Consider the following 23,463-nt stretch of genomic DNA (forward strand, 5'->3'; position numbering starts at 1 on the left):
ACCGGCTCCGCCGTGAACGGAACCCCGCTGGCGGCCCTGCCATACAGACACCCGGGATGCCCCGCAACGCGGACAGCGGAGGCCCGGCAGTCACCCCCGGACTCGCTCGTCCGTCAGCTCGCGCGAGCTGTTCCGCTGGCGTGCGCGACGCGAGCGAGTCGCGTCTTGAACGAACCGCTCAGCGCGCGAAGTCCCATCGCGTGGCGCCGTACGGCTCGGCTCCCGCGACGCCGATCGCGGTGTGCAGTGTCAGGCGGTACAGGTGCCACGGGGCGGGGCCCGCGCTCGGCGCGCTGTACGGGGCGGTGAGCGCGTCGCCTTCGGCCGAGGCGGGCCAGCCGCCTTCGCGGAAGACGGCGGCCACACGCTCCAAAGTGGACGGATCGGTGACCCGGTGCGCCGTGCCTTCCAGGGTCAGGTCGATTCCCCGCAGCCGCACGGAGACGCCGCACGCCGGGTTCGCCGCCAGGTTGCGCGATTTGCGGGTGCCGGGCCCGCTCTTGAAGTACAGCGCGCCATCCACCCAGACGGCCCCGACGCCCGCGGTGTGCGGCCGCCCGTCGGGCCGCACGGTCGCGAGGAAGAAGGTCAGGTCGACGCCGGGGGTGTCGGCGGCGAGGATGTCGCGCGGACGGCTCCACCGCAGCGGTGCGGAACCGTACCGGTCGAGGTTGGTGGTCGTGGTCGGGTCGTTCGTCGTCTCGGTCATACCCCTGCGTCGAACGGGACCGGTCCGATTCGACAGCCGCCACCCAAGAAACCGCGTTACCAGGAAACCGGTAGTTCGTACACGCCGTAGGCATCCCGATCGTGGCGGAGCGGCACTTCTTCCGGGGCCACCGCGAGGCGCAGCGCGGGGAAAGCGGCCGCCAAAGCCCGGTAGCAGACCCGCAGTTGCGTCCTCGCCAGCTCGTAGCCGAGGCAGTGGTGCACGCCGTGGCTGAAGGCCAGGTGGCCGCGAGGGCGGCGGGTGATGTCCAGCGTGTCGGGATCGGGGTACCACGCCGGATCGCGGTTCGCGGCCGCGAGCGAGACGGTGACCGGCTCGCCCGCCCGGATCAGGTGGCCCCCGAGTTCGACGTCGGTCAGCGCGGTGCGCACCGTGCCGTGCTGGGCGACGGTGAGGTAGCGCAGCAACTCGTCCACGGCACCGCCGGCCAGCGCGGGGTCTTCCCGCAGCGCGGCCCACTGCCCGGGATGGCACAACAGCGCGAAAACGCCGTAGGCCAGCATGTTCGCCATCGGTTCCTGGCCGGTGATGAGCAGCAGGTAGGCGATGAGGGTGGTCTCGGTACGGGTGAGGCCGCCGGCGAGCAGGCTCGCGACGATGCCGTCGGCGGGCTCGGCGCGGACCAACGCCCGCGCGCACTCGTAGATCCGTTCGGAAGCCACCGCCCGTTCGTCTTCCGACAACCGGAAATCGTCCCGGAGCACGGCCGCCTCGTGCACCCGCGGCACGTCTTCCGGCGGCATACCGAGCAGCGTGCACGACACCACGACCGGCACCGGCGTCGCGAGCATGGCCACCAGATCGGCGGGCGGGCCGTGCCGCCGCACCGCTTCCACGTGCTCGTCGACGACGCGTTCGATCATCGGCGTGAGCAGCTCGACGCGCTGCGGGGAGAACAGCTTGGCCAGCGCGCGCCGGTAACCGGTGTGCTCCGGTGGGTCCATGCCGAGGAAGATCCCCGGGGTGGCGGGCGGGATGACCGGCATCGGGCGCGCACGGACCGGGGAGTAGCGCAGGTCCTGGCGGGCGCTGAAGCGCGCGTCGGTGAGCACGGCGCGGGCGGTCGCGTGGTCGGTCACCAGCCAGCCGAGCAGTCCGTCCGGATAGGACAGTCGGCTGACCGGTGCTTCTTCGCGCAGGCGCCCGAGTTCCGGCGGCGGGTCGAATGGGCAGCGGCCCCGTTCCGTCGGCAGGGCCGGTGCCGCGGCGGGCGCTCCGGTCATGACGCGCGCACGGCCGCCATCCCCCGGGGCCCGGGGACGACGAGGCTGCCGAGGTGCACGATCATGAACCGTTCCAGGCCCGGCACCAGCGCGCTGATCACCGCGGCCCCATTGCCCGCGACGTGCAGTTCGTGCACATACGCCCGAAAGTCCCGCGCTGCCAAGGCATTCCGCAACCGGTCGAGGTGCTCGGCCGGGGTTTCCGGGGCGGCTGTACCGGTGTAAGCGACACGGGGTGCCAACGCCAGCGACTCGCGCAGGTCCATGTGGCTGGCCGCGGCGAACGGCGGATAGGGCAGCAGGTGATCGCGGTCGTGCGTCGGTTCGCCGAGCTCGGTCTCGAGTGCCTTGACCTGGAGCAGTTCGGTCAGCGCGCGCAGTGCGGCGTGCCGCCGGGACAACGAGGTGCCGCAGCCGAAGTGCACCGCGGCCTTGCCGGGTTCGGGTGCGACGTAGGCCATCACGCTCGGCACGCCGAGATCGGTGGTCATGTCGATCAGCGCGACCCGTTCGCCCGCCACCTCCTCGGCGTAGTTCACCAGCGCGGCGAGGTCGTCCGGGAGCGAAGCCGGGTCGAGCACGGAGAACCGGGGCCGCCGCGCGAGGAAGACGTCGACCAGCATCATCGACCAGGCGTCCCGCTCGATGATCTCGTTGAGCGCGTGCACGGTGGCCTCGGTGACGCTCGCGCCGCTGGCGCAGCCGCTGTTGACCGAGTGGCGCACCACCGAGGTGTAGTCGTAGGTGTCGCCGAATTCGCGGCGCAGGTGCTCGCACTCTTCGGTCGGATATTCGATGCAGGACAGGAAAACGGGCACGGGGACCACGGAGCCGTCGTCGAGCGCGCGGTAGCGGCGGCACGCCATCAGGCCGTCGCCGGCGTCGGCCAGCGCGCTCGCCACGCTGTCGCCCCGCAGCGGGCCCGCCGCGATCTCGTGCGCGGACCGCAGCTCCACGGTCTCCGCCCGCAAGCTCGTGCACCCGGAAAGGTGGTGCTCCAAGGCTTCGAACACGGCTCCGGCCCGTGCCGCGTCGCGGTTTCCCTTGCCACACCCGTTGGCCAGCCACCGGCCGTCGCGGGAGACGACGCACCGGCACGCCCCCGGCTCGCCCCCGAGATCGTGCAGTTCGGCCTCGATCCCCAGTTCGGCCAACGCCGCGAGACCCCGTTCGACGGCGATGTCGAACGGCAGGCCGCGCTCGCCCGCCTGGACCACGGACCGTTCTTCACGGGTTTCGGGAGAAGCGTTCACGGTTGCGTACCGGGCGTCGGTTTCCACTGTGCGCGGCGGCTTAGCTCTTCGCCTCGGCCAGTACGCGCACTTCCTGCTCCTCGTTCGCGGCCTCGCAGATGTCCGCGACGATGTCCTGCTCACGAGCGGAAAGCCGCTCCGCCGTGAAATGGCCGGACACGTTGTAGATGGTGAAGTCGCCCATCGTGCACCCCTCTACCCACCCGAAGGCGGTCCGTGAATTTCGAACATGACGATTTCCACGATGTCGGCTGAGCGGATCCAGGCGAAAGGTCCATTCAGGTGTTCCCCGCATGTTTCGCGCACGGGGAAAATAGCAGGGGCCCGCTAGGAATCGGTGGGCGTGCTCCGGTAGCGCGGGCTGGTGGAGTGCCATTCGAAACCGCCGCCCATCCAGGACCTCAGCCCGCGCAGGAAGCGGTGCAGCTCGGGCGAAGCGACGGGCAGGAGGCTCTCGTGGCCGTCCTGGAAGTCCCGCACCACGTCGTTGTGCAGTGCGACCGTGGTTTCGGTCGCCTCCTCGATCGAGCAGTCCCGGTCGGCGGCGATCTGCAGCACCATGTTGCACGGCGGGTTCTCGTCGGCGAGGTCCTTCGTCACCGAGTGGAGGTCGTTGACCAGTACGGAGGCGGTTCCGGCCTGGATCGCGGCCCGCCGCACGCGGGAGTCGTAGAACAGGTTCGAGTCCAGTTCGTACCCGCCGAGCACGTCGATCAGCGTCATCGAGGTGTAGAAGCTGTCGTGCTGGCGCGCCGCGATGTACTCCCACGCGGGCGGCTGCTTGCCGGAGTGGCTCCAGGCCGCGTAGGCGTTCCAGATCGCGAACATGGTGAAGGTGGAATAGCAGACCCGCTGCGACTGCGCCGGGGTTCCGTACTGCCGCAGGTGTTCCATGCCGGACCGCAGCGAGATGAGCACCCGGTGCCCCGCGAGCGCCTCGTCGAGGTCACGCGAGAACTCCCCCAGCGACGGCAACGGGTCCATCGCCGCCGTGGCCAGCGCCAGCCGCGGGGGCAGCTCGGCAGGACGGGCGCCGAGCGCGGTGTCGTCGGCGTAGAGGTCGTCGGCCGCCCACCACGCCGCGTTCAGCTTCGCCGAGATCAGCAGCCGGTCCGGGTCGTCGCAGTCGGGATGGGCGAGCATGACCAGCCTGGCGAAACCGGTCTTCCCGATCTGCTCGCACTCCTGTTCGGAGAACCCGCAGTCCGCGGCCCACGCGACCAGCCGCCGGTTCACCTCTTCGGCGAGCGCGTCGTCGATCCGCTCGGTGACGGGGCAGTACAGCGGCGAAGCCGTCCCGTCGCCCCACGGCCGGTAGGCGTACGCGGGGTCGTGCACCGGTTCCACCGCGGGCGCCTCCGGTTCGGAGAGGCGCTCCGCGGTGAGCCCGGACGCGAAGCGCGCGGCCGAGGTGCCGAGACCGGTCGGGCCCGCGAGCAGGGTGGACAGCGCGTCCGTCATCGCTTCACTCCTGTTTCCTCTGCTCGCGCGGAATCAGATGCGGTCGGCCGCGATGAGCAGGTAGTGGAAGCTGCCCTCGCGGTAGGCGGTGAGGAACGGGCCCTCGATCCCGGTCGCCACCGGGGACTTCTCGCGCAGTTCCCAGTACGGGATCGTCAGCGCGGTGAGATCGACGACCGAGATCGGCACGAGGTTGTTGGCCGTCATCGCCTTGAAGTACTGGCTGCGCGGGTGGATGTTGCAGGTGTAGTGCTGGTCGATCTGCGCGACGGCCTTGGACCGGCCACCGGTCACGTCGTTGTAGCACCCGGTGATGGTGACGTAGCGGCCGCCGAACTCCAGCTGCCTCGCGTGTTCGGCGAACAGCTCGAACAGGTCGACGTACATGGTGCTCTCGTTGTTCCAGATCCCGCGGCGCGAACCGGTTTCGAAGCCGGTGTCGAGCATGTTGCGGAAGTGGTAGCGCACCCGGTCGTCGACTCCCCGAAGCCTCGCCTGCTCGTTCGCGAACTCGACCTGCTTCTCCGAAATGGACACTCCGTCGACCTCGCAGCCGAACCGCAGGTTCGCCATGATGCTGCTGCCGCCGCGCCCGCACCCGGCGTCGAGCAGGCGGTCGCCCGGCCCCACGTCGCCGAGGTGGTCGAGCAGGACCTCCGCCTGCGCCGTTTCGAGCCGGTGCATCTCGGCGATGATCCGCTCGTCACGGGTTTCGGCGGGGCCTTCCAGCACGGACGGGTCGACCTCGCCGATGCCGTAGTGGTGGTGGTAGAGCCCGTCGACGTCACCCAGCCGCAGGTTGACCGGGTCCTTTTCGTTGTTCCAGTAGGACGCGACGGACTGCTGGTAGGCGGTGCGCAGCACTGGGGCGGGAGCGGGGCGGGCAATGGTCATGAGTTGTTCCTTTCCGTTGATCGGGCGGCGCGGATGCGAGTGGTTCATCGGGTGACTTCGACGTTCTCCAGCACGCCGAGCGCATCCGGCACGAGCACCGCGACCGAGTAGTACGCACTGACCAAATAGGACGCGATGGCCTTGTCGTCGATACCGTCGAACCGGACGTTCAGCCCCGGCTCGTATTCGTCGGGCAGCTTCGTCTGGTACAGCCCGATCACGCCGTTGTCGTCGACGCCGGTCCGCATCGCGATGACCGAGGAGGTACCGGCCTCGGTGATCGGGATCTTGTCGCACGGCAGCAGCGGAACCCCTCGCCACGCCGAGACGGCCTTGCCGTCCACGACCGTCCCTTCGGGATAGAGGCCCCGCCGCGTGCACTCCCGCCCGAACGCGGCGATCGTGCGGGGATGGGCGAGGAAGAACCTGGTCTTGCGGCGGCGGCTCACCAGGTCGTCCATGTCGTCCGGGGTGGGCGGCCCCGACCTGGTCTGGATCCGCGACTTCAGGTCCGCGTTGTGCAGCAACCCGAACTCGCGGTTGTTGATCATGTCGTGCTCCTGCCGCTCCCGCAGCGCGTGCACGGTGAGCCGGAGCTGCTCGTCGAGCTGGTTCATCGGGTCGTTGTAGAGATCGGTGACCCTGGTGTGCACCCGCAGCAAGGTCTGCGCGACGGCGAGCTCGTACTCCCGCGGCGAGGCCTCGTAATCGGCGAAGGTGCTGGGGAGCATGAACTCGCCCTCGTGCCCGGACGACATGCCGATCTCGGCCTCGCCCTTGGTGTTCTGCGCCTTGTCGCCGAGCGCAAGCATGTCGTTGACGTGCGTGCGCATCAGCTCCGACCGGCCGTTGAGATCGGCGAAGTCTTCGGTGCGCAGCGTCAGCGCGATCACCGGGGTGACGGCCCTGACCGTGAACGGCCACGGCCGTTCGATCCCGCTGAGCATCTCGTCGCCGAAGTGGTCGCCGTCGGCCATGCTGCCCAGCGTGATCTCGTCGCCGTACTCACCGGGCGCCACCTTGACGACCTTGCCGTGCGCGACCAGCACGACCCGGTCGAGCGGGGTGCCGCGCTCGACGAGCACCTCGCCCGGCGCGAACTCGCGCTGCACGAACCGGTCGGCGAGCGCGGTGAGCGTGTCCTCGTCGTCGAAACCGCGCAGCAGAGCCAATTCCGCCAGCTCCTGCGGGATGACTCTGACGTCGTCGCCGACGTTGGTGAAGGTCACCCTCCCGTCGCCGACCGCGTAGGTGAGCCGCCGGTTGACGCGGTAGCTGCCACCTTTCGCCTCCACCCACGGCAGCATGCTCAGCAGCCACCGCGGGGTGATGCTCTGCATCTGGGGCGTCGTCTTGGTCGTCGTCGCGAGTTGCCGCGCGGCACCCGTGCCGAGGCTCAGCTGGCGCTCGACGTCCGGCTCGGTCGTGGTCATGCCAGTCCTCTCCGTCGTTCTCGCTCAGTCAGCTCTCGCGGCCGATTTCGGCCGCTTCGAGCACTGCCAGGGCGTCGGGGACCAATGGGGCGACGGAGTAGTAGGTGCTGACCAGGTAGGAGATGATCGCCTGGCCGGAGATGCCCATGAACCGGACGTTCAGGCCTGGCTCGTACTCGTCCGGCAGCCCGATCTGGTGCAGGCCGACCACGCCCTGGTTCTGCGAGCCGGTGCGCAGCAGCAGCACGGAGCTGGTGCCGGTGGTGCTGACCGGGATCTTGTTGCACGGGTAGATCGGCACGCCGCGCCACGCGGGCACCTTGTGGCCGCCGATGTCGACGCCGGTCGGGTAGATGCCCGCCTTGCTGCACTCGCGGCTGAACGCGGCGATGGTGCGCGGGTGCGCGAGGAAGAAGCTCGGTTCCTTCCACACCAAGGAAAGCAGCTCGTCGAAGTCGTCGGGGGTCGGCGGGCCGGTGCGGGTCGGGATGCGCTGGGAGAAGTCGACGTTGTGCAGCAGGCCGAAATCGGTGTTGTTGATCATCTCGTGCTCTTGCCGCTCGCGCAGCGCCTCGATGGTCAGCCGCAGCTGCTGCTCGGTCTGGTTCATCGGCTCGTTGTACAAATCGGACACGCGGCTGTGCACGCGCAGCACGGTCTGAGCGACGCTGAGCTCGTACTCGCGCGGCGAGGATTCGTAGTCGACGAACGTACTGGGCAGGGACGGCTCCCCGTCGTGCCCGGAGGCGATGTCGATCTCCGCCTCGCCGAAGTCGTTGGCCGACCCGCCCGCCTCCGCGGTGCTCGCCAGGTGCGCCTGCAGCGACTCGGACTGGTCGAGCACCTGCTCGAACGCCTGCCTGGACAGGGTCAGCACGGTGCCTGCCGTGACGGCCTTCGCGGTGAACTCCCAGATGCCTTCGGCCGAGCGCAGCACCTGCGCGCCGAAGTGGTCCCCGTCCTTCACCATGCCCAGCGAGGTCTCGTCGCCGTAGTGACCGGTGCCGGTCTTGCTGATCTTGCCGTGCGCGACGAGGAAGACCTGGTCGGCGCGGTGCCCGAACTCGACGAGCACCTCACCCGGCTCGACCTCGCGTTGCTCGAACCGCCGGGCCAGCTCCGGCAGGACCTCCTCGTCCTCGTAGCCGGAGAGCGGGGCCAGCTCCGCCAGCTCGGCGGGGATGACCCGGACCTGGTCGCCGGTCTTCTCGAACGTCACCCTGCCGTCGCCGACGGTGTAGCTCAACCGCCGGTTGACCCGGTAGGTGCCGCCACCGACGTGGGTCCACTCGAGTGCCTTCAGCAGCCAGCGGGACGAGATGCCCTGCATCTGCGGAACGGTCTTGGTGGTGGTGGCCAGGTTGCGCGCGGCGGCCCGGCCAAGGCTCGTCTGAGTATTTTCGGCGCCAGCGGAACCGGCGTCGGTGGCGTCCGATTCGGTCACGGTCACGGCAAGATCCACCCATTCGTTAGTAGGCAAACGGAAACAAGATCCCCTGAATATCAGTTGTCAGAATTACCCGATTCGGCGACTCCGCTCACACAAACATAGCAAGGAGCCAAAACCACACAAGAGCACTTTTGGGTTACAGCGCCGATCACCCGGACGTCTTATTCCCCGGTCGGGGTGGCGCAGCTGCGCCAGGCAACAACCTGCCGTGACACCAGTCGGGCACGTTTGGACTAGCAAGTGGACGGACGAGGCAACGATGCGCGACCGAAAAGACCTCTGGGTGCCGACCGCCGCCCGATCGAACGACAGCGGTGTGATTTCCGGTATCGCCGGAGGGAATTCAACTCGACCCCCTTGCGCCTACTCGCCGTGCGCGAGAAGACCGGGTTTTCTCACAGGGCAATAATGCGATTATTCGAGTCATCTCGGACAAGCCGCTCGTCGTGTACCGAAAACAAGATGCCGCCGGGATGCGCGGGGAATTGTCCAGTGCGCGCGGATAACCAATTCGGGGGTACCGGTCGGACCCTCCGTGATCGGAGGATGGTAAACGCCGTCCTATTGGTACAGACCATTAGGACAGGAGGGTAGGCACGAATCCGCACACTACTCGTGGAGGACCGATGGCCGAGCAAACCGGACTGCGGGCGCAGATGCTGCGGCGAAAGCCGCTCGACTCCTCCGGCGACGACTCCCCCGATTCCCCTGACCGGCTGAAGCGCTCGCTCGGCACCTTCCAGCTGACGATGATCGGGGTCGGCTGCGTGATCGGCACCGGCATCTTCTTCACCCTGTCCACCGCGGTGCCCAAGGCAGGGCCCGCGGTGGTCGTCTCGTTCGGCATCGCCGGGATTGCCGCCGCGCTGTCCGCGCTGTGCTACGCCGAGGTCGCCTCGCGCATCCCGGTGTCCGGATCGACCTACTCCTACGCCTACGCCTCGCTCGGCGAGTTCGCCGCGGTGGCCATGGGCGCCTGCCTGCTGCTGGAGTACGGGGTCGCCACCGCGGCGTCCGCGGTCGGCTGGAGCGGGTACCTCGGCAGGCTGGCCGAGGACGTGCTGCACGTCCACCTGCCCTACTGGGCGATGCACGCGCCCGGCGCCTCGGACGGCGACCAGCACGGGATCGTCAACCTGCCCGCGGTCGTGCTGGTGTTCCTGTGCGCGGTGCTGCTGATCCGCGGGATCACCGAGTCGATGCTCGTGAACACCGTCATGGTGCTGCTCAAGCTCGGCGTGCTGGCGCTGTTCGGCGTGCTGGCGCTGACCGCGTTCCGCTCCGGCAATTTCGCCGACTTCGCGCCGATGGGCATGGCGGGCATCACCGCGGGCAGCGCGTCGATCTTCTTCACCTTCGTCGGCGTCGACGCGGTGTCCACCGCGGGCGAGGAGGTCCGCGATCCGCGCCGGACGATGCCCCGCGCCATCCTGTTCGCGGTCGGCATCGTCATCGTGTTCTACGTGCTGGTGGCCGTCGCCGCGCTCGGGGCGCAGCGGTGGCAGGACTTCGACGGCCAGGAAGCCGGTCTCGCGGTGATCCTGCAGAACCTGACCGGGCAGCACTGGCCGGGCGAAGTGCTGTCCCTCGGCGCGGTGATCTCGATCTTCTCGGTGACCCTGGTCGCGCTGTACGGGCAGACCAGGATCCTGTTCGCGATGGGCCGCGATGGCATGGTCTCCCGGCGGTTCGCCGCGCTCGGGCCGCGCACCCGCACCCCGGTGTTCACCACCGTGTCGGTGTCCGCGGCGGTGGGGCTGGCCGCGGCGTTCTTCCCGCTGGACGCGCTCGGCGACCTGACCAGCATCGGCACCCTGGTCGCGTTCATGGTGGTGGCGGCGACCGTGCTGATCCTGCGCCGCCGTGACCGCGGCGCCCGGCCGGAGGGGTTCCGGGTGCCCGGCGGACCGGTCGTCCCGGTGCTCACCGTGGTGGTCTGCGGGTACGTGGTGCACGGCCTCGGCGTGGTCACCAAGGTGGTCTTCGCCTGCTGGCTGCTGGTGGCGCTGGCCTACTACCTGCTCTGGGCGCGGCACCGGTCCGCGTTGAGTCCTTTGTAGACCGACTTACGGCGGGTACTGGCGTCGAAAGCGCTGCGGTATACCGGAAGCACAGCCGTGAAGGGAGCGCCATGCCGCGCGGAACACGTTGGGCCGTGCTCGCCGCGGCGTTGCTGCTGTGCACCGCGGTCGCCGTCCCGGCCCGTGCCGCCGCGCCCGGCGGCACGGTCACCGAGGTGCGGGTAACCGGGCCGGTCTCCCAGCGGTTCAACCTCGTCGTCCTCGGCGACGGCTACACGGCGGCGGAGCAGCCGAAGTTCTTCGCCGACGTCGAGCGGCACGTGAACACGCTGTGGTCGATGGAGCCGTTCAAGTCCTACCGCGGCTACTTCAACGTGTACGCGGTCTCGATCCCCTCACCCGAGTCCGGGGTCGACTGCGACCCCGGGCTCGACGCGCCGCGCCGGAACACCCCGCTGAACATGGGGTTCTGGAACAGCTGCGACCCGTCGAGCCCGCAGCGCCTGCTCACCGTGGACGACGCGGCCGCGCAGCGGTACGCCGATCTCGTGCCCGGCACGACGCGGGCGAACCGGCAGATCCTCGCCCTCGCCAACAGCGCGACCTACGGCGGCTCCGGCGGCACGTACGCGACGGCGTCGGGCGGGAACGCGTTGTCCGCCTTGATCTCCCCGCACGAGCTCGGCCACTCGCTCGGCGGCCTCGACGACGAATACGACTACTACGCGCGCGGTGTCCCCGGCGGCCAGTACACCGGCGGCGAACCCGCGTCGATCCACCACACCGTGCTGACCGAACAGCAAATGCGGGACCGGCACGCGAAGTGGTGGCGCTGGCTCGGCGAGCCGAGCGAGTCCGGCGGCACCATCGGGCGCGCCGAAGGCGGGCTCTACACCCAGACCGGCGTGTGGCGGCCGAGCAGGCACTCGATGATGAAGACGCTCGGCTACCCGTTCGACCAGATCGGCCGCGAACGGATGACCCAGCGCATCTCGGCGAAGGTGCCGCTCCTCAGCGGCGGCACCCCGGCCGGGACGATCGGCGCCGACCGGGTGGTGTGGGCCCGCGTGGCACACCCGGCCGGTCACCGGCTCGACCTCGCCTGGACGCTCGACGGCAAGCCGCTGGCCGGTGGCGCCGCCGTCGACCTGCGGCAGGCGAACCTGCCACCGGGGCGGCACGCGCTCGCCGTCACCGCGACCGATCCGACGCCGTTCGTCCGCGCCCCCGCCGCCCGCCCGTCGGCGAGTCGCGAGTGGACGGTCGACACCGCGGTCAGCACGCCACCGGCGAGCGGCCAGCCCGTGCTCGCGTCGACACCGACGGACCGGCCGGTCGGCGCCACCGATGTCGTGTACGTCGACACCGGCGAACCGACCGGGGCGATCCCGCCGGTGGACTGGGCGCTCGACGGTGTTCCCAGCGGCACCGGCCCCGACTTCGACCTCGGCGCGCGACGGCTGCCGCCGGGCGCGCACACGCTCACCGCGGCCACCGGCGGCACGACGCTCGCCTGGACCGTGGACGCCACCGGCCCGGCCACCGCCGCCTCCTTGTCCGAACCACTGCTCACCGTCGCGAAACCGACCGGCCCGGAGTACGTGTTCACCGGCCCGTTCACGATGCGGCTCACCGCGTCGGACGACCGCGAAGGCCGCCTGATCCCCGAATTCCGCGTCGACCGCGACGGCTGGCACAAGTACTACGGCTGGCCGACCGACCCGGCGGCGCCGTACCTGTTCACCGCACGCGGCACCGAGATCGACGGGCTGGCCTACGGCAACCTCGGCCCCGACGGCCTGACGGTTTCCCCTTTCACCACAAGGAAACCGGGCTACGGACGGCACGAGGTCGAGTACCGCGCCACCGACGCCGCGGGCAACACCGGCGCGGCGGGGTCGTTCGCCGTCACGCTGCTGCCACCGCCGCCCGCGTGCACCACGACGATCACCGGGAACCGCACCGGACCGGTGGCGGTCACCGGCGTGACGTGCCTCGAGAACGCGACCGTGACCGGTCCGGTCACCGTGCGACCTGGCGCCTCCCTGGTCGCGACCGGATCGCGGATCACCGGACCGCTCACCGCCGACGGCGCGGCCGCGGTGGAACTGCTGCGCTCCCGCGCCGTCGGCCCGGTCCGGCTGGCCGGGGGCACCGGGCCGGTGACCGCGGTCGGCTCCGCCTTCACCGGACCGGTCACGATCGACGGCGCACCGGCCGCGCCGGTGTTCGCGGGCAACACCGTCACCGGCCGGCTGACGTGCACCGGCAACGCGGCACCACCCGACGACCTGCGGGCGCCGAACACCATCACCGGCCAGGCCACCGGCCAGTGCGCGAACCTCCGTTAGCAGACCGGGGGTTCCGGAGTCGCCCATTCGCGGAGGACCTGGCCCGCCTGCCAGACCCAGCCCGCGGCCTCGGGGGCGTTGACGTTCCACCAGTTGCCGTCGGGTGTCTGGCAGTTGATCGTGACGCCCTGCCCGTTCCAGCCCTTGCCGACGAAACCCCCGTCGGGGGCGTTCAGGATGTCGGTGTCGGCGATGAAGCGGCCCGGCACCCCCGCCGCGAGCTGGTCCGCCTGCGCGGGTCCGGTCAGGAACGTTCCCCCGAGTGCGGCGGCGGTCAGGCCCACCAGCGTCAGCCGAGCGGCGAGTTTGCGCATGGGTTTCTCCGTGGTCCGCGAGGCGATATCCGGTATCGCGTGATCAATTACCGGCGCAAGCTAGCAACCAGTGATGAAATCTCGACGAATTCGCTACTCAGCGCAGCCGAGCTGGGCCGTTCAGGTGTATACCAGGGCGGAAATTCGGACAGGGTGTTCCGCATCGCCGGGGTTCGGGTCAGGATGGTGAACGTTTTTCGAAGGCCGTATCTGGGGGCGGAGCGGCGCTCCGCGCTCGTAACCGCTGTGCTTACGAGAGGTGGTCGAAATGTCCGTTCAACTGGGTGCTCCCGCCGACGAACTGGTCGCGGGCGACGTCGAGGCCGAACTGTCCGCACTGGACGCCCTGGAGGCGGGCACCGACAGCCCGCTCACCTTCCCCACGGCCCTGTCGTCGATGCCGATCTGCTGCACGCTCGCCGACTTCTGATCGGTGACCGACATCCGGGAGCGCGGTGACGCGTGGTTGCCCTCCGGCTGCGACGAAGACCGTCATCGCGCTCTCGGCCGTGCTTTGGGCGACCGGCGGGCCGTGCCGTTCCTCGCCCTCGCCGATCCCCTGGTCGGCTGGGCGCACGAGCAGCTCGTCGAACGCCTGGCGCCCCGCTGGCCCGGCGCGGGACGGCTGCCCGCCCCGCCGCGCTGGGCCGAACTGCTCCTTCCCGCGCTGTACCGCCGGTTGAACGGCATGGCGCAGCGCACCTGCCTGGTCGAGCTGGCCAGGGCACGCGAGCGCGGCCTGCTCGACGGGGACAGCGGGGAGAGCAGGTTCGCGTCCTTCGTCGACTGGCTGTCCACATCGGACAACAGCCGCGCGGTGTTCGCCCGGCATCCGTTGCTGGCCAGGCAGTTGACCGTGGTCAGCCGCCTGTGGGTGGACCAGGCCGTGGAATTCTCGGCGCGGCTCGTCCACGATCTGCCTTCGGTGCTGGAAAACTTCGCCGCGGCAGGTGATCCCGGCAGGCTCGTCGATGTCCACATGGGACTCGGCGATCCGCATCGCGGCGCGCGGACGGTGTGCTCGATCCGGTTCGAGAACGGCCTCCGGTGCGTCTACAAGCCGAGGTCGCTGGCCACCGACGTCCACTTCCAGCAGCTACTGGCCTGGCTGAACAAGCGGCTCGACGGCCCGGCGCTGCCGACCATCACCTGCCTCGACCGCGGTGACCACGGCTGGATGGAGTTCGTCGAAGCCGCGGGCTGCCCGCGAGGCGAACCGGCCGAGCGGCTGTTCCGGCGCTACGGCGCGCTTCTCGCCGCCCTGTACCTCGTGCACGCGGGCGACTGCCACACCGAGAACATCGTCGTCTCCGGGGAACTGCCCTTCCTCGTCGACATCGAGACGGTTTTCCAGCCGCGCGTCCCGTCGTTGCGCTCCGCTTCCTCGGCCGCGGAGACGGCGGCCGCCGAGCTGTGCGACGGCTCGGTGCTCTTCAGCGGCCTGCTGCCCACCGGCGGGCGCCCCGCCGACGCGACGGAGCTGGCGGGCGTCGGCTCGTCTGCGGTGGCACCGAAACCGGGGTCGGGGCTGAACCAGCCCGCGATCCTGGACGCGGGCACCGATCGCATGCGGATCGCCATCGGCACGCGGCAGCCGGAGCCTCCGCCGCGAACGGCACTGCGCCCGCTCGACCACCTCGCCGACATCGAAGCGGGTTTCGCCGACGCCTACCGCGCGCTGGCCCGCGAACGCGACGAACTCGTGGCCGGGCCGCTCGCCGCGTTCGCGGATGACCGCGTTCGTTACGTGGTACGGGACACGGAGGTGTACGGGGTGCTGCTGTCCACCTCGTTCCATCCCGGCCTGCTGCGCGACGAGGCGAGCCGGGAGCGGCACTTCGACCGGCTGCACCGAGCCGCGGCGCGCCGCCCCGGTCTCGCGGACTTCGTCGAGTCGGAACGAAAAGACCTGTGGCGCAACGACATTCCGTTCTTCACCGTGGGCGTCAGCGGTGGACCGGTGCACGACAGCGACGGTATCCCCTTGCCAGGGCTGACGTTCCGGTCTGGAATGGACATCGCGCGCGACGTGGCGGCGAGGCTCGGTCCCGACGACCTCGCACTGCAGACCTGGCTCATCCGCACCGCGGTCACGTCGGAGACGATCCGGTCGGAGCTCACCGTGGCGCGTCCCCGGCACGAAGCGCGTCCGGCGGCGCATCCGGCGGACCGGGCCAGGCTCGCCGCCGCCGCGGACGCGGTCGCCGAACGCGTTGCGGCACTGGCGATCGAGGCCGACGGTGAAGCGGTGTGGCTGGGCTGCTCCACCGGCCGCAGCGGCGCCTACGCGGTCGGTGCGCTCGACTGCGGGCTCTACGACGGGCTGACCGGGATCGCCGTGTTCCTCGCGCAGCACGCGCGGATCCGTGGTTCCCGCGAATCCTCGAGGCTCGCGAGCGCGGCCGCCCGTGCCGCGGTTCGTCAGCTCGTTCGGTCCGGCGACCTCGCGAACCGGGTGGGCCTTCAGGGCGCCGGGGGCGTCGTCCACGGGCTCGCGCACCTGCACGCGGTACTGCCGGAGAGCGACCTGATCGGGCACGCGTTCCGGCTCGCCGGGCACCTGCGCGAGAAAGTCGCTTCGGACAACCAGTTCGAGGTCATGGGCGGTGCCGCGGGCACCATCCTCGGACTGGCCGCGCTGCACCGGGTGCGGCCGGGCGGGGTGGTGCGGGACGCGATCGCGGCGGCCGCGGAACGCCTGCTCACCACTTCGCTGCCCTGCGCGGCCGGTGCCGGGTGGACGCCGTCGGCGCTCGGGGAACTGGGCGTGGCGACGGAACCGATCGCCGGATTCGCGCACGGCACGGCCGGAATCGCCGCCGCGCTGGCCGTCGCCGCGGAAATCCTCGGCGACACGCGCTGCGAGGACGCGATGCGGGCGGCGCTCGCCTACGAAGCGCACCTGTTCGACCCGGACCTCGGCGACTGGCGCGACCTGCGCGCCCCGGTCGGGACCGACCTCGTCGCGCTCGGCGAAAACAGCCGGTCGGTGGCGTGGTGCCACGGCGCCCCCGGCATCGGCGTCGCGCGGCACATCGTGCTGGGCGTGGTGGACGAGCCCGCGTGGCGCGCCGAGCTGGCGACGGCCGCCGCCGCGACCCTGCGCTCCGGGTTCGGCAGCGACCATTCGCTGTGCCACGGCGATCTGGGCAACCTCGACTTCCTCGTGCTGGCCGCGCAGCGGGACCCCGCGCTGACCGATCCCGTCCACCGGCACGCCGCCGGTGTGCTGGACGGCGTCGACGAGCACGGCTGGCGCTGCGGCCTGCACCCCGGCCTCACGGCCGCCGGCCTGTTCACCGGTCTCGCCGGGATCGGCCACGGGCTGCTGAGGCTGCTCGATCCCGGCGGCGTGCCGTCGATGCTGGCCCTCCAGCCGCCCGTTCCCGCCTGAGCCGGTCAGGAATCGAGAAGCGCAGGTCGCCTGGCGGCGCTTAGCGTCATCTCATGACCTCGATCGACAGCATCACCCTCGAAGCGGCCGACACCGCGGCCGCGGAACGCTTCTACGCCAACGCTTTCGAGCTGGGCACCCGACTGCGCGTTCGCGCCTCGCAGGAACCGGCCACTGGTTTCCGCGGGTTCACCCTGTCCCTCACGGTGTCGCAGCCTGCCGACGCTGACGCCCTGCTCGGCGCCGCGCTCGACGCCGGGGCGACGGCCCTCAAGCCCGCCGCGAAATCGATGTGGGGCTACGGCGGTGTCGTCCAGGCTCCGGATGGCGCGATCTGGAAGGTCGCGACCTCGGCGAAGAAGAACACCGGGCCCGTGTCCCGCCGGTTCGACAGCGTCGTGCTCCTGCTCGGCGTCGCCGACGTCGCCGCGAGCAAGCGGTTCTACGTCGATCGCGGCTTCACCGTGGCGAAGAGCTTCGGCCGCATGTACGTCGAGTTTGACGGTTCCGGCCCGGTGAAACTGGCGCTGTACCGGCGCCGCGCGCTCGCCAAGGACGCCAGTGTCGCCCCCGAAGGCGCCGGATCGCACGGGATCGCGATCGGCGGCACCGGCCCCTTCACCGACCCGGACGGCTTCACCTGGGAAACCGCGCCGATGGCGGCGCGGCCCTGATGTGCCTCTACCGGCATCCGGGGGCGCTATTGGCCGGGCGCCTCGGCGAGGGAGAGGCTGTTCCCGTCGGGATCGAGGATCTCGACGTGGCGCACCCCGTTCCCGTAGGTCTCCACTGGCTCGTGAGCGATGCCGTACGCGGCGAGGCGGGCCAGGATGTCGTCGAGCCCGGTCACCCCGAGCGTGATCATGGTCCCGCCCACCCTGGCGGCCCGCACCTCCCGGTCGTCGACGACGACCCACGCGTTCTCGCCGACCTGCCACAGGTACTCCTCCCCGATGACCACGTCCGCGTCGCGGCCGAAGAACACCCCGAACCACTCCAGTGACCTCACCCGGTCACGTACCGGCATGATGCTGTACAGGTCCACTCGGACCACTCCTCTCGGTCGTCTCGAAGGATGGACCAGTCCGGCGGGCGAAACTCATCGGCCACCGGGCACCCCCGACTTTCGGTGCCCGGTGGCCGTCGCGCCCGCCTCAGCGCCGCGGTTCCCAGCGGAAGAGGCGGGTGGCCAGCGTGATGGAGACGACGACCCAGGCGAAGCTGGGGCCCAGCAGGACCAGCGAGTCCTTCAGGGAAGCCCCGCCGTTCCAGCCGTTGAGGAGCAGTTCGGTGACCGAGCCGCCGGGCAGCAGCCGCTTCAGCATGGCGAGGCTGTCCGTGCCGGAGATCCCCACCCAGGTGGCCGTGCCGATGGTGATCAGGCTGACCGGCAGCGTGGTCACCTGGGCGTGCTCGGGCGAGTTCGTCACGCCCGCCGTGGCGAGCCCGAGGCCGAGCATCATGAGCAGCGCGGCGAGGACGGCCACCGCGACCAGGACGAGGTTGGCCGGCGTGCCGGTGACCACGGCCAGCACGGTCAGGATCACGATCACCTGGATCAGCGCGATGACGGTCACCGGCAGCAGCAGCCCGGTCATGATGCCCGCGTCGCTCAGCGCGGTGGAGCGCAACCGCTTGAGGAACAGGTTCTGCCTTCGCGACGCGAGCGTGGTCACCGTGCTGGTGTAGAGCCCGAAGGCCGCGACGAAGAACAGCACCACGGCCGCGATGTAGCCGAGGCTGCCGATCTTCGCGAACAGGTCGTGCCGGTAGATGAAGAACGCGCTCATCGCGATGGGCAGGACGAACGAGGTGACCAGGACCAGCCGGTTGCGGAAGATCTGGATCAGCTCGCCGAGAGCGATGGAAAACATGGGAAGTCCTTTTCTGCGAAGGGGGTTCAGGCGCGGTCGATGGCGCGGAAGACGTCGTCGAGGCTGGTCGGCCCCGCTTCGAGCTCACCGAGTTCGATCGCGTTGTCCTGCGCCCAGCCGAGCAGCGTGTAGAGATCCTTCTGCAGCTCGAACGTCTCGACGAGGAACTTGCCGTCGCTTTCGCGCGTGGCCTGCAACGGCGGCAGCGGCGCGTGGGGCGGCAGCGTGAAGTCTATTGTGGACGGTAGCGTCCTGGTCAGCTCGGAAACGGTGCCCTCGCGGTGGAAAGCGCCCTTGTGCATGAGCCCGATGCGATCGGCGCGCTGCTGGGCCTCTTCGAGGTAGTGCGTGGTGAGCACGATGGTGGAACCGGCTTCGCGCAGTTCGTCGACGGCGTCCCAGAGCGCGTCCCGCGACTGGATGTCAAGGCCGGTGGTGGGTTCGTCGAGGAAGACCAGTTCCGGCGTGCCGTACACCGCGGTGGCGAAGTCGAGCCGCCGCTTCTCGCCGCCGGAGAGCTGGGACACCTTGGTTCCCGCCTTGCGCACGAGGTCGACGATGCCGAGCACGCGGTCGACCCGGTCGGTCCGCTCGGTGAGCTTGCCGATCAGCCGCACCGATTCCCGTACGGTCAGATCGGGGGAAAACCCGCTTTCCTGCAGCATGATCCCCATCCGGGGCCGCACGGCGCGCCGGTCACGCGGGCTCTGCCCGAAGACCCGCACGGTGCCGGAGGTGGCCGTGCGGTGGCCTTCGATGGTCTCCAGGGTCGAGGTCTTGCCCGCCCCGTTCGTGCCGAGCAGCGCGTAGAACTCGCCGCGCGCCACTTGGAAGGTCAGGTCCTTCACGGCGGGGAAATCGCCGTAGCTGAGGTTCAGCCGGTCAACGTCGATGACTGGTGTCGAGGTCATGCCGACGATTCCAGCCGCTCCCGCGCTCGGCGTGCAGTGGCGCCACGTCACCAGTCCGCCATGACGTTCTTGGGGGTGCGGGCATGACGCAGTGTCACTGGTGGGGCCGCGCGAGCTGGCCGATACTGGGGAAGACTCTGCCGTTCGATCCCGGAGAAAGTCGCATATGGACACCAGACCGCTGCGCGTCATGCTGATCGTCACCATGACCGTTTTCCTGCTGGTCTGCGTGGCGTTCCTGCTCCAGCACCTCGGTGTCTACGCTGACGGCGTGGATGCCTGGTTCGAGGACAACCAGTGGCTGATGTGGACCTCCGTCGGCCTCATGCTGGCGAGCGCGTCGGCGATCCCGTTGCTCAGCCTCGGGCAGGACCGGTGATGGGCACCCTCACCAAGGCGCAGTACCGGATGCGCAAGCTCAACCTGGTCTCGATGATCCCGCCGCTGGTCGCCGTCGGTGCGCTGCTGGTGGCGATCGACGCCAAGACCTGGTGGCAGGCGGTTGTACTGGGCATCGGCGTGGTGGCGGCCATCGTGGCCACCGAACGGTGGACCGCGGGGCACCTGTTCCGTGTCGCGTGGCCCTGCCTGATCGTCACCGCGGCGGTGTGGATCCTCGGCGCGCTGACGTTCGACGGCCACACTTCGTTCTACGGCATCACCATCGTCGGCCCCCTCATCATTCCCAAGCTGCCGAGGCGGCGGGGCGCGGCGGCGCTGGTCCTGATCGCCTTCGTCGCCGCGGTGGGCGCGCTGAAACTGCTGGTGTCACCGGGAAATCTGCCCGCCACGCTCATCCAGTACCTCGTCATCCCCACCGCCGCGACCGTGGTGGCGACCGGCCTCATGATTCCGGGGCAGCGCTTCTACGACCTCGTGGAGGAGCTGGATCAGTCGCGGGAACGCGAAGCCGAGCTGGCCGTGATCCGGGAGCGCATGCGGTTCGCCAGCGATCTGCACGACATCCAGGGGCACACGCTGCACGTGGTGAAGCTGAAGATCGCGCTCGCCGAGAAGCTGCTGCACAGCGATCTCGACCGGGTGGCAGAGGAACTGGGGGAACTGCACGCGCTGGTCGGCGACACCATCAAGCAGACCAAGGAACTCGCCTACGCGCAGCGGCGGCTCAACCTGTCCGCGGAACTGGAGAACGCGAAGAACCTCTTCGAAGCCGCGAGCATCCGCGTGCGCGTCGACCGCGAGGCCGAGGTCGACGCGCAGGCGGGCGAGCTGCTCGGGCAGGTCCTGCGCGAAACCACGACCAACATCCTGCGCCACGCGCAGGCGAAGCAGGTGCGGATCACGCTCTCCGCGTCCGGTATCACCATCGTCAACGACGGCGTGGCGGACGCGCCGCTCCCCGAACTCAGCGGACTCGCCACCCTGCGGCAACGACTGGCGGACAGCGGCGGCGAGCTGACCGTGGAGCAGAAGGACCGCCGTTTCGTGACGGCCGCGGCTTTCCCGCGGAATCGGGAAGCGGGAAAGGACGACAGATGACCACCGTGGTGCTCGCCGACGACGAAGCCCTCCTCCGCAAGGCGCTGGCGTCGCTGCTCCCGCTCGAAGGCGAGATCACCGTGCTCGCCGAAGCGGAGGACGGCGAATCCGCCGTGGCCGCCACCTTGCGGCACCGGCCCGACGTGCTCGTCATCGATCTCGAAATGCCCACTGTGGACGGTCTCGGCGCGGTCGCGGAGATCCGCCGCACGCGCCCGGACCAGGTGATCCTGATGCTGACCCGGCACGCCAGGCCCGGCGTGCTCCGCAAGGCGCTGAAGCTCGGCGTGCAAGGTTTCGTCAGCAAGTCGGCGGAACCGGCGCACATCACGACGGTCATCAGGACCCTGCACGAGGGCAAGCGCTGGATCGACCCCGACGTGTCCGCGCTCGCCGTCGTCGACGACTGCCCGCTCACCGACCGCGAGATCGACGTGCTGCGCGAAACCCGCGAAGGATTCTCCGTCGCCGACATCGCCACCCAGCTCCACCTCGCCGAGGGCACCGTGCGCAACTACCTGTCGAACGCGATGCAGAAAACCCAAACCCGAACCCGCCACGAAGCGGCCCGCTACGCCCGAGAACACGACTGGCTCTAGGAATTCGCGGCCAGCGCCCTCACCATCACGTCGAAGATCGGCGCTCCGGGGAGCGGATTCCGTTTCTGGGCAACCGGCCGCCACCCCCAAGCCGCGTAGGCGCGCTGCGCTGGAGTCGCGGTGGGCAGCACCGTGAGGGTCGCGCGTTCCTCCGGCCGACCCGCCAGCAGCTCATCGTGTAGCCGAGCGGCGATCTTCCGGCGGCGCCATGGGCGACGCACCAGGAGTTCGACCACGGCGAAGGTTCGTCGGGACCATTCCTGTGTCACCCCCGGATCGACCGCGGTCACGAGGTTGTGCCACCACGGCGTGTCCGGTCGAAGCGTGACGCCGAAGGTGAACCCGACCAGCCCCGTCGGGCCGGATGCGGTCACCAGATCGAATCCAGGGGCTCGGCGCTGGGACTGGAACCGCCCAGCGAAGAGGTCCGCGTGCTCGGCGCCCCAGTGGTACGGCGGTTCTCGGTAGACGTCCAGGTAGAGCTCGCGGAGATCCGGCAGCAGTTCCGCCGCGGCCGTCCCGCAGACGTGGGCGTACTCGATCTCGTCAGACATCGCGCTGCCCTGCGTCCGTCGCGGGCTGGAAAGCGGCCACCGCCGTCTTCAGCTCACCGACCGCTCGCACGTCGCCGTACCGATCCGCCAAGGGCGTGGCCAGCCCGTTGAGCCACTTCACCACGACGGAGGAGCGCATGGTGCCAGCCTGCTCAAGAGCGCGCAGCCCGATGTCGGCGGCTTCTCCTGGCTCCGATTGCGCCAACCGCACCTTGCCGAGCCGGATCTGGTCCAGAATCCGGCTGCGCGCGTAGGTACCACCGCGACTGTCGATTGCCCCGAACGTGTGCGCCTCGGCGTGGCCAGCGTGGACAAGTGCACGTTTCGGCTCCGGCTCCCGCAGCGCCATTTCCGTGTGGGCATTCGCCGCAAGGCATTCGACTTCTGCCCAGTTCATGTAGTGGATCCAGTCGACGTGCTGTCCCGGAGCGGCGGCGTGAAAGACTTCGAAGCACGCCTCGACCGCACGTCGAGCGTTTCCCGCTTCGCTCGGACCAAGCTGAGCATGAGCGCGCGCTTCCAGACCGAGCAGTTCCGAACGAACAAGCGGATTTCCTTCGCGCGGCACGATGGCCAGTGCTGTACGAGTCAGCGTGAGGCTGTCGTCGTAATTGCCGAGCGCGGTGGACAGTTGGGTCATGTCACCGATCACCTTGGCGCCGAGTTCGACAGCTCCAGCTTGCCGACATGCCTGCAAGGCCAGCAGGTAGTAGCGCTGCGCCAGGCCGAACGCACCGGAGTCGTAGGTCATCCAGCCAGCGAGTTGTGCCAGTTCGGCCACCACCTGGAACCGGCGGTGATCGAGGTCGGTCCCCGAACGGTCGCCCAAGGTTTCGGTCACGGCGTTGAGCTGGCCGATCACGGCTTTGCGGTGCAGTCCGCCCTTGCCGGACGCATCCCAGCGGCGGAAGAACATCACAGCCTGCTCCAGCTCAGCCAGTTCTTGCTCGCCGACTTCGCCGGCACGGACAGGCACCGTGGGCACCAGCGCCGCCCACTGCCTGATCTGCCGCACGAGCGGCGCACCCGACAACGGCCGCAGCCCTATGAGGGACGCACGTCGCGCGGCCAGGTCGCTTGCGGTGAACACCTCGATGTCTTCAGCGGCTTGTGCGGCTGAGACCTGAAAAGAAGGCACACCGTCGTTCAGGCGTGCTGGTGCGGCAGCGGTATCCGCCGAGCTGACGGTTTTTTGGCTCAGTCGAAAGCGGTGCCGGGCATCCTCCGGGGCCCGCGTCAAAGCCGTATCCAAGATCGCCTGCATGTCGGGTGTCGGGGTGATTCCTTGCCCCCGCGCTTCCCATTTGCTGACTGTCCGCGCGCCAACGCCGAGCATCGTGGCGAAGTCTCGGACGCTGAGGCGCAATGCGGCGCGCAACATCTTGGCGTCACGGCCAGTCCAGCGTTGAACGATCGCCATCGCTTGCAACTCCCAGGTCGGTGCCCAAGCACTGTAATCAACGCACTACGCACGGTGCAACGGCGGGGCGACGCGGGTGCG

22 protein-coding genes are annotated in these 23,463 nt (G+C 69.7%); 8 read left to right on the forward strand and 14 right to left on the reverse strand.

The window, feature by feature from the left end; translation table 11 throughout:
* Window positions 1-178: 178 nt before the first annotated feature.
* The 8 genes from HUW46_RS11720 to HUW46_RS11755 all read right to left on the reverse strand — a co-directional run bounded on the left by HUW46_RS11720 (window position 179) and on the right by HUW46_RS11755 (window position 8,444).
* Window positions 179-709 carry a pyridoxamine 5'-phosphate oxidase family protein gene (locus tag HUW46_RS11720; protein ID WP_215547308.1) on the reverse strand — a complete coding sequence of 177 codons (531 nt, stop codon included), beginning with the start codon at window positions 707-709 and terminating at the stop codon, window positions 179-181.
* 56 nt (window positions 710-765) lie between these two features.
* Window positions 766-1,953: a cytochrome P450 gene (locus HUW46_RS11725; protein WP_215547309.1), complete on the reverse strand. Its 1,188-nt coding sequence runs from the start codon at window positions 1,951-1,953 to the stop codon at window positions 766-768.
* Window positions 1,950-3,206 (reverse strand): YcaO-like family protein, encoded by a 1,257-nt coding sequence (locus HUW46_RS11730; protein WP_215547310.1) that lies wholly within the window; start codon window positions 3,204-3,206, stop codon window positions 1,950-1,952. The genes HUW46_RS11725 and HUW46_RS11730 overlap by 4 nt, the downstream gene beginning before the upstream one ends.
* Before the next feature lie 40 nt (window positions 3,207-3,246).
* Window positions 3,247-3,390: a hypothetical protein gene (locus tag HUW46_RS11735; RefSeq protein ID WP_215547311.1), complete on the reverse strand. Its 144-nt coding sequence runs from the start codon at window positions 3,388-3,390 to the stop codon at window positions 3,247-3,249.
* 143 nt (window positions 3,391-3,533) lie between these two features.
* The gene (locus tag HUW46_RS11740) at window positions 3,534-4,667 is read right to left on the reverse strand and encodes a family 2 encapsulin nanocompartment cargo protein terpene cyclase (RefSeq protein WP_215547312.1); all 1,134 of its coding nucleotides are present in this window, start codon (window positions 4,665-4,667) and stop codon (window positions 3,534-3,536) included.
* Between the two features lie 33 nt (window positions 4,668-4,700).
* A complete protein-coding gene (locus HUW46_RS11745; RefSeq protein ID WP_215547313.1) occupies window positions 4,701-5,561 on the reverse strand; it encodes a geranyl diphosphate 2-C-methyltransferase in 861 nt (286 codons plus the stop codon).
* Between the two features lie 44 nt (window positions 5,562-5,605).
* On the reverse strand, window positions 5,606-6,994 hold the full coding sequence (locus HUW46_RS11750) for a family 2B encapsulin nanocompartment shell protein (RefSeq protein WP_215547314.1): 1,389 nt from the start codon (window positions 6,992-6,994) through the stop codon (window positions 5,606-5,608).
* A gap of 28 nt (window positions 6,995-7,022) precedes the next feature.
* Window positions 7,023-8,444: a family 2B encapsulin nanocompartment shell protein gene (locus HUW46_RS11755; RefSeq protein WP_215547315.1), complete on the reverse strand. Its 1,422-nt coding sequence runs from the start codon at window positions 8,442-8,444 to the stop codon at window positions 7,023-7,025.
* Window positions 8,445-9,070: 626 nt separating this feature from the next.
* Between HUW46_RS11755 and HUW46_RS11760 the strand changes: the two genes are divergently transcribed.
* Both HUW46_RS11760 and HUW46_RS11765 read left to right on the forward strand, forming a co-directional pair.
* Complete coding sequence (locus HUW46_RS11760) at window positions 9,071-10,504, forward strand: amino acid permease (protein ID WP_215547316.1); 1,434 nt, start codon at window positions 9,071-9,073, stop codon at window positions 10,502-10,504.
* Window positions 10,505-10,575: 71 nt separating this feature from the next.
* Complete coding sequence (locus HUW46_RS11765) at window positions 10,576-12,816, forward strand: M64 family metallopeptidase (protein WP_215547317.1); 2,241 nt, start codon at window positions 10,576-10,578, stop codon at window positions 12,814-12,816.
* Here the strand turns inward: HUW46_RS11765 and HUW46_RS11770 are convergent.
* On the reverse strand, window positions 12,813-13,130 hold the full coding sequence (locus HUW46_RS11770; protein ID WP_215547318.1) for a hypothetical protein: 318 nt from the start codon (window positions 13,128-13,130) through the stop codon (window positions 12,813-12,815). The genes HUW46_RS11765 and HUW46_RS11770 overlap by 4 nt on opposite strands.
* A 268-nt stretch (window positions 13,131-13,398) precedes the next feature.
* Here HUW46_RS11770 and HUW46_RS11775 point away from each other — a divergent pair, with 268 nt between their 5' ends.
* The 3 genes from HUW46_RS11775 to HUW46_RS11785 are packed head-to-tail and all read left to right on the forward strand — an operon-like array spanning window position 13,399 to window position 17,198.
* A complete protein-coding gene (locus HUW46_RS11775) occupies window positions 13,399-13,560 on the forward strand; it encodes a hypothetical protein (protein WP_215547319.1) in 162 nt (53 codons plus the stop codon).
* A 3-nt stretch (window positions 13,561-13,563) separates the two neighbouring features.
* Window positions 13,564-16,524, forward strand: a complete 2,961-nt coding sequence (locus HUW46_RS11780) for a type 2 lanthipeptide synthetase LanM family protein (RefSeq protein WP_215547320.1) — start codon at window positions 13,564-13,566, stop codon at window positions 16,522-16,524.
* Window positions 16,525-16,577: 53 nt separating this feature from the next.
* On the forward strand, window positions 16,578-17,198 hold the full coding sequence (locus HUW46_RS11785) for a glyoxalase (protein ID WP_215547321.1): 621 nt from the start codon (window positions 16,578-16,580) through the stop codon (window positions 17,196-17,198).
* Window positions 17,199-17,224: 26 nt separating this feature from the next.
* Here HUW46_RS11785 and HUW46_RS11790 read toward each other — a convergent pair whose 3' ends face one another.
* The 3 genes from HUW46_RS11790 to HUW46_RS11800 form a co-directional block, all read right to left on the reverse strand.
* Window positions 17,225-17,569 (reverse strand): VOC family protein, encoded by a 345-nt coding sequence (locus HUW46_RS11790; RefSeq protein WP_254126076.1) that lies wholly within the window; start codon window positions 17,567-17,569, stop codon window positions 17,225-17,227.
* 109 nt (window positions 17,570-17,678) lie between these two features.
* Window positions 17,679-18,398 carry an ABC transporter permease gene (locus HUW46_RS11795; protein ID WP_215547322.1) on the reverse strand — a complete coding sequence of 240 codons (720 nt, stop codon included), beginning with the start codon at window positions 18,396-18,398 and terminating at the stop codon, window positions 17,679-17,681.
* A 26-nt stretch (window positions 18,399-18,424) separates the two neighbouring features.
* A complete protein-coding gene (locus tag HUW46_RS11800; RefSeq protein WP_215547323.1) occupies window positions 18,425-19,309 on the reverse strand; it encodes an ABC transporter ATP-binding protein in 885 nt (294 codons plus the stop codon).
* A 166-nt stretch (window positions 19,310-19,475) separates the two neighbouring features.
* Here HUW46_RS11800 and HUW46_RS11805 point away from each other — a divergent pair, with 166 nt between their 5' ends.
* The 3 genes from HUW46_RS11805 to HUW46_RS11815 are packed head-to-tail and all read left to right on the forward strand — an operon-like array spanning window position 19,476 to window position 21,408.
* Window positions 19,476-19,688 carry a hypothetical protein gene (locus tag HUW46_RS11805; protein ID WP_215547324.1) on the forward strand — a complete coding sequence of 71 codons (213 nt, stop codon included), beginning with the start codon at window positions 19,476-19,478 and terminating at the stop codon, window positions 19,686-19,688.
* Window positions 19,688-20,809, forward strand: coding sequence for a sensor histidine kinase (locus tag HUW46_RS11810; protein WP_215547325.1), 1,122 nt, complete (start codon window positions 19,688-19,690; stop codon window positions 20,807-20,809). Before HUW46_RS11805 ends, HUW46_RS11810 begins: the two co-directional genes overlap by 1 nt.
* Window positions 20,806-21,408 (forward strand): response regulator transcription factor, encoded by a 603-nt coding sequence (locus HUW46_RS11815; protein WP_215547326.1) that lies wholly within the window; start codon window positions 20,806-20,808, stop codon window positions 21,406-21,408. Before HUW46_RS11810 ends, HUW46_RS11815 begins: the two co-directional genes overlap by 4 nt.
* On the opposite strand, the gene HUW46_RS11820 is transcribed toward HUW46_RS11815, so the two are convergent.
* A complete protein-coding gene (locus HUW46_RS11820) occupies window positions 21,405-21,962 on the reverse strand; it encodes a GNAT family N-acetyltransferase (RefSeq protein ID WP_215547327.1) in 558 nt (185 codons plus the stop codon). The genes HUW46_RS11815 and HUW46_RS11820 overlap by 4 nt on opposite strands.
* A complete protein-coding gene (locus tag HUW46_RS11825; RefSeq protein WP_254126077.1) occupies window positions 21,955-23,382 on the reverse strand; it encodes a helix-turn-helix domain-containing protein in 1,428 nt (475 codons plus the stop codon). The genes HUW46_RS11820 and HUW46_RS11825 overlap by 8 nt, the downstream gene beginning before the upstream one ends.
* Window positions 23,383-23,463: the final 81 nt, after the last annotated feature.

The organism is Amycolatopsis sp. CA-230715 (assembly GCF_018736145.1).
Classification (GTDB): Bacteria; Actinomycetota; Actinomycetes; order Mycobacteriales; family Pseudonocardiaceae; genus Amycolatopsis.

Coding starts and splice junctions, on each gene's coding strand:
- HUW46_RS11720 (WP_215547308.1), bottom strand. CDS start 709: ATGACCGAGACGACGAACGACCCGACCACGACCACCAACCTCGACCGG.
- HUW46_RS11725 (WP_215547309.1), bottom strand. CDS start 1,953: ATGACCGGAGCGCCCGCCGCGGCACCGGCCCTGCCGACGGAACGGGGC.
- HUW46_RS11735 (WP_215547311.1), bottom strand. CDS start 3,390: ATGGGCGACTTCACCATCTACAACGTGTCCGGCCATTTCACGGCGGAG.
- HUW46_RS11740 (WP_215547312.1), bottom strand. CDS start 4,667: ATGACGGACGCGCTGTCCACCCTGCTCGCGGGCCCGACCGGTCTCGGC.
- HUW46_RS11745 (WP_215547313.1), bottom strand. CDS start 5,561: ATGACCATTGCCCGCCCCGCTCCCGCCCCAGTGCTGCGCACCGCCTAC.
- HUW46_RS11750 (WP_215547314.1), bottom strand. CDS start 6,994: ATGACCACGACCGAGCCGGACGTCGAGCGCCAGCTGAGCCTCGGCACG.
- HUW46_RS11760 (WP_215547316.1), top strand. CDS start 9,071: ATGGCCGAGCAAACCGGACTGCGGGCGCAGATGCTGCGGCGAAAGCCG.
- HUW46_RS11765 (WP_215547317.1), top strand. CDS start 10,576: ATGCCGCGCGGAACACGTTGGGCCGTGCTCGCCGCGGCGTTGCTGCTG.
- HUW46_RS11770 (WP_215547318.1), bottom strand. CDS start 13,130: ATGCGCAAACTCGCCGCTCGGCTGACGCTGGTGGGCCTGACCGCCGCC.
- HUW46_RS11775 (WP_215547319.1), top strand. CDS start 13,399: ATGTCCGTTCAACTGGGTGCTCCCGCCGACGAACTGGTCGCGGGCGAC.
- HUW46_RS11785 (WP_215547321.1), top strand. CDS start 16,578: ATGACCTCGATCGACAGCATCACCCTCGAAGCGGCCGACACCGCGGCC.
- HUW46_RS11795 (WP_215547322.1), bottom strand. CDS start 18,398: ATGTTTTCCATCGCTCTCGGCGAGCTGATCCAGATCTTCCGCAACCGG.
- HUW46_RS11800 (WP_215547323.1), bottom strand. CDS start 19,309: ATGACCTCGACACCAGTCATCGACGTTGACCGGCTGAACCTCAGCTAC.
- HUW46_RS11805 (WP_215547324.1), top strand. CDS start 19,476: ATGGACACCAGACCGCTGCGCGTCATGCTGATCGTCACCATGACCGTT.
- HUW46_RS11810 (WP_215547325.1), top strand. CDS start 19,688: ATGGGCACCCTCACCAAGGCGCAGTACCGGATGCGCAAGCTCAACCTG.
- HUW46_RS11815 (WP_215547326.1), top strand. CDS start 20,806: ATGACCACCGTGGTGCTCGCCGACGACGAAGCCCTCCTCCGCAAGGCG.
- HUW46_RS11820 (WP_215547327.1), bottom strand. CDS start 21,962: ATGTCTGACGAGATCGAGTACGCCCACGTCTGCGGGACGGCCGCGGCG.
- HUW46_RS11825 (WP_254126077.1), bottom strand. CDS start 23,382: ATGGCGATCGTTCAACGCTGGACTGGCCGTGACGCCAAGATGTTGCGC.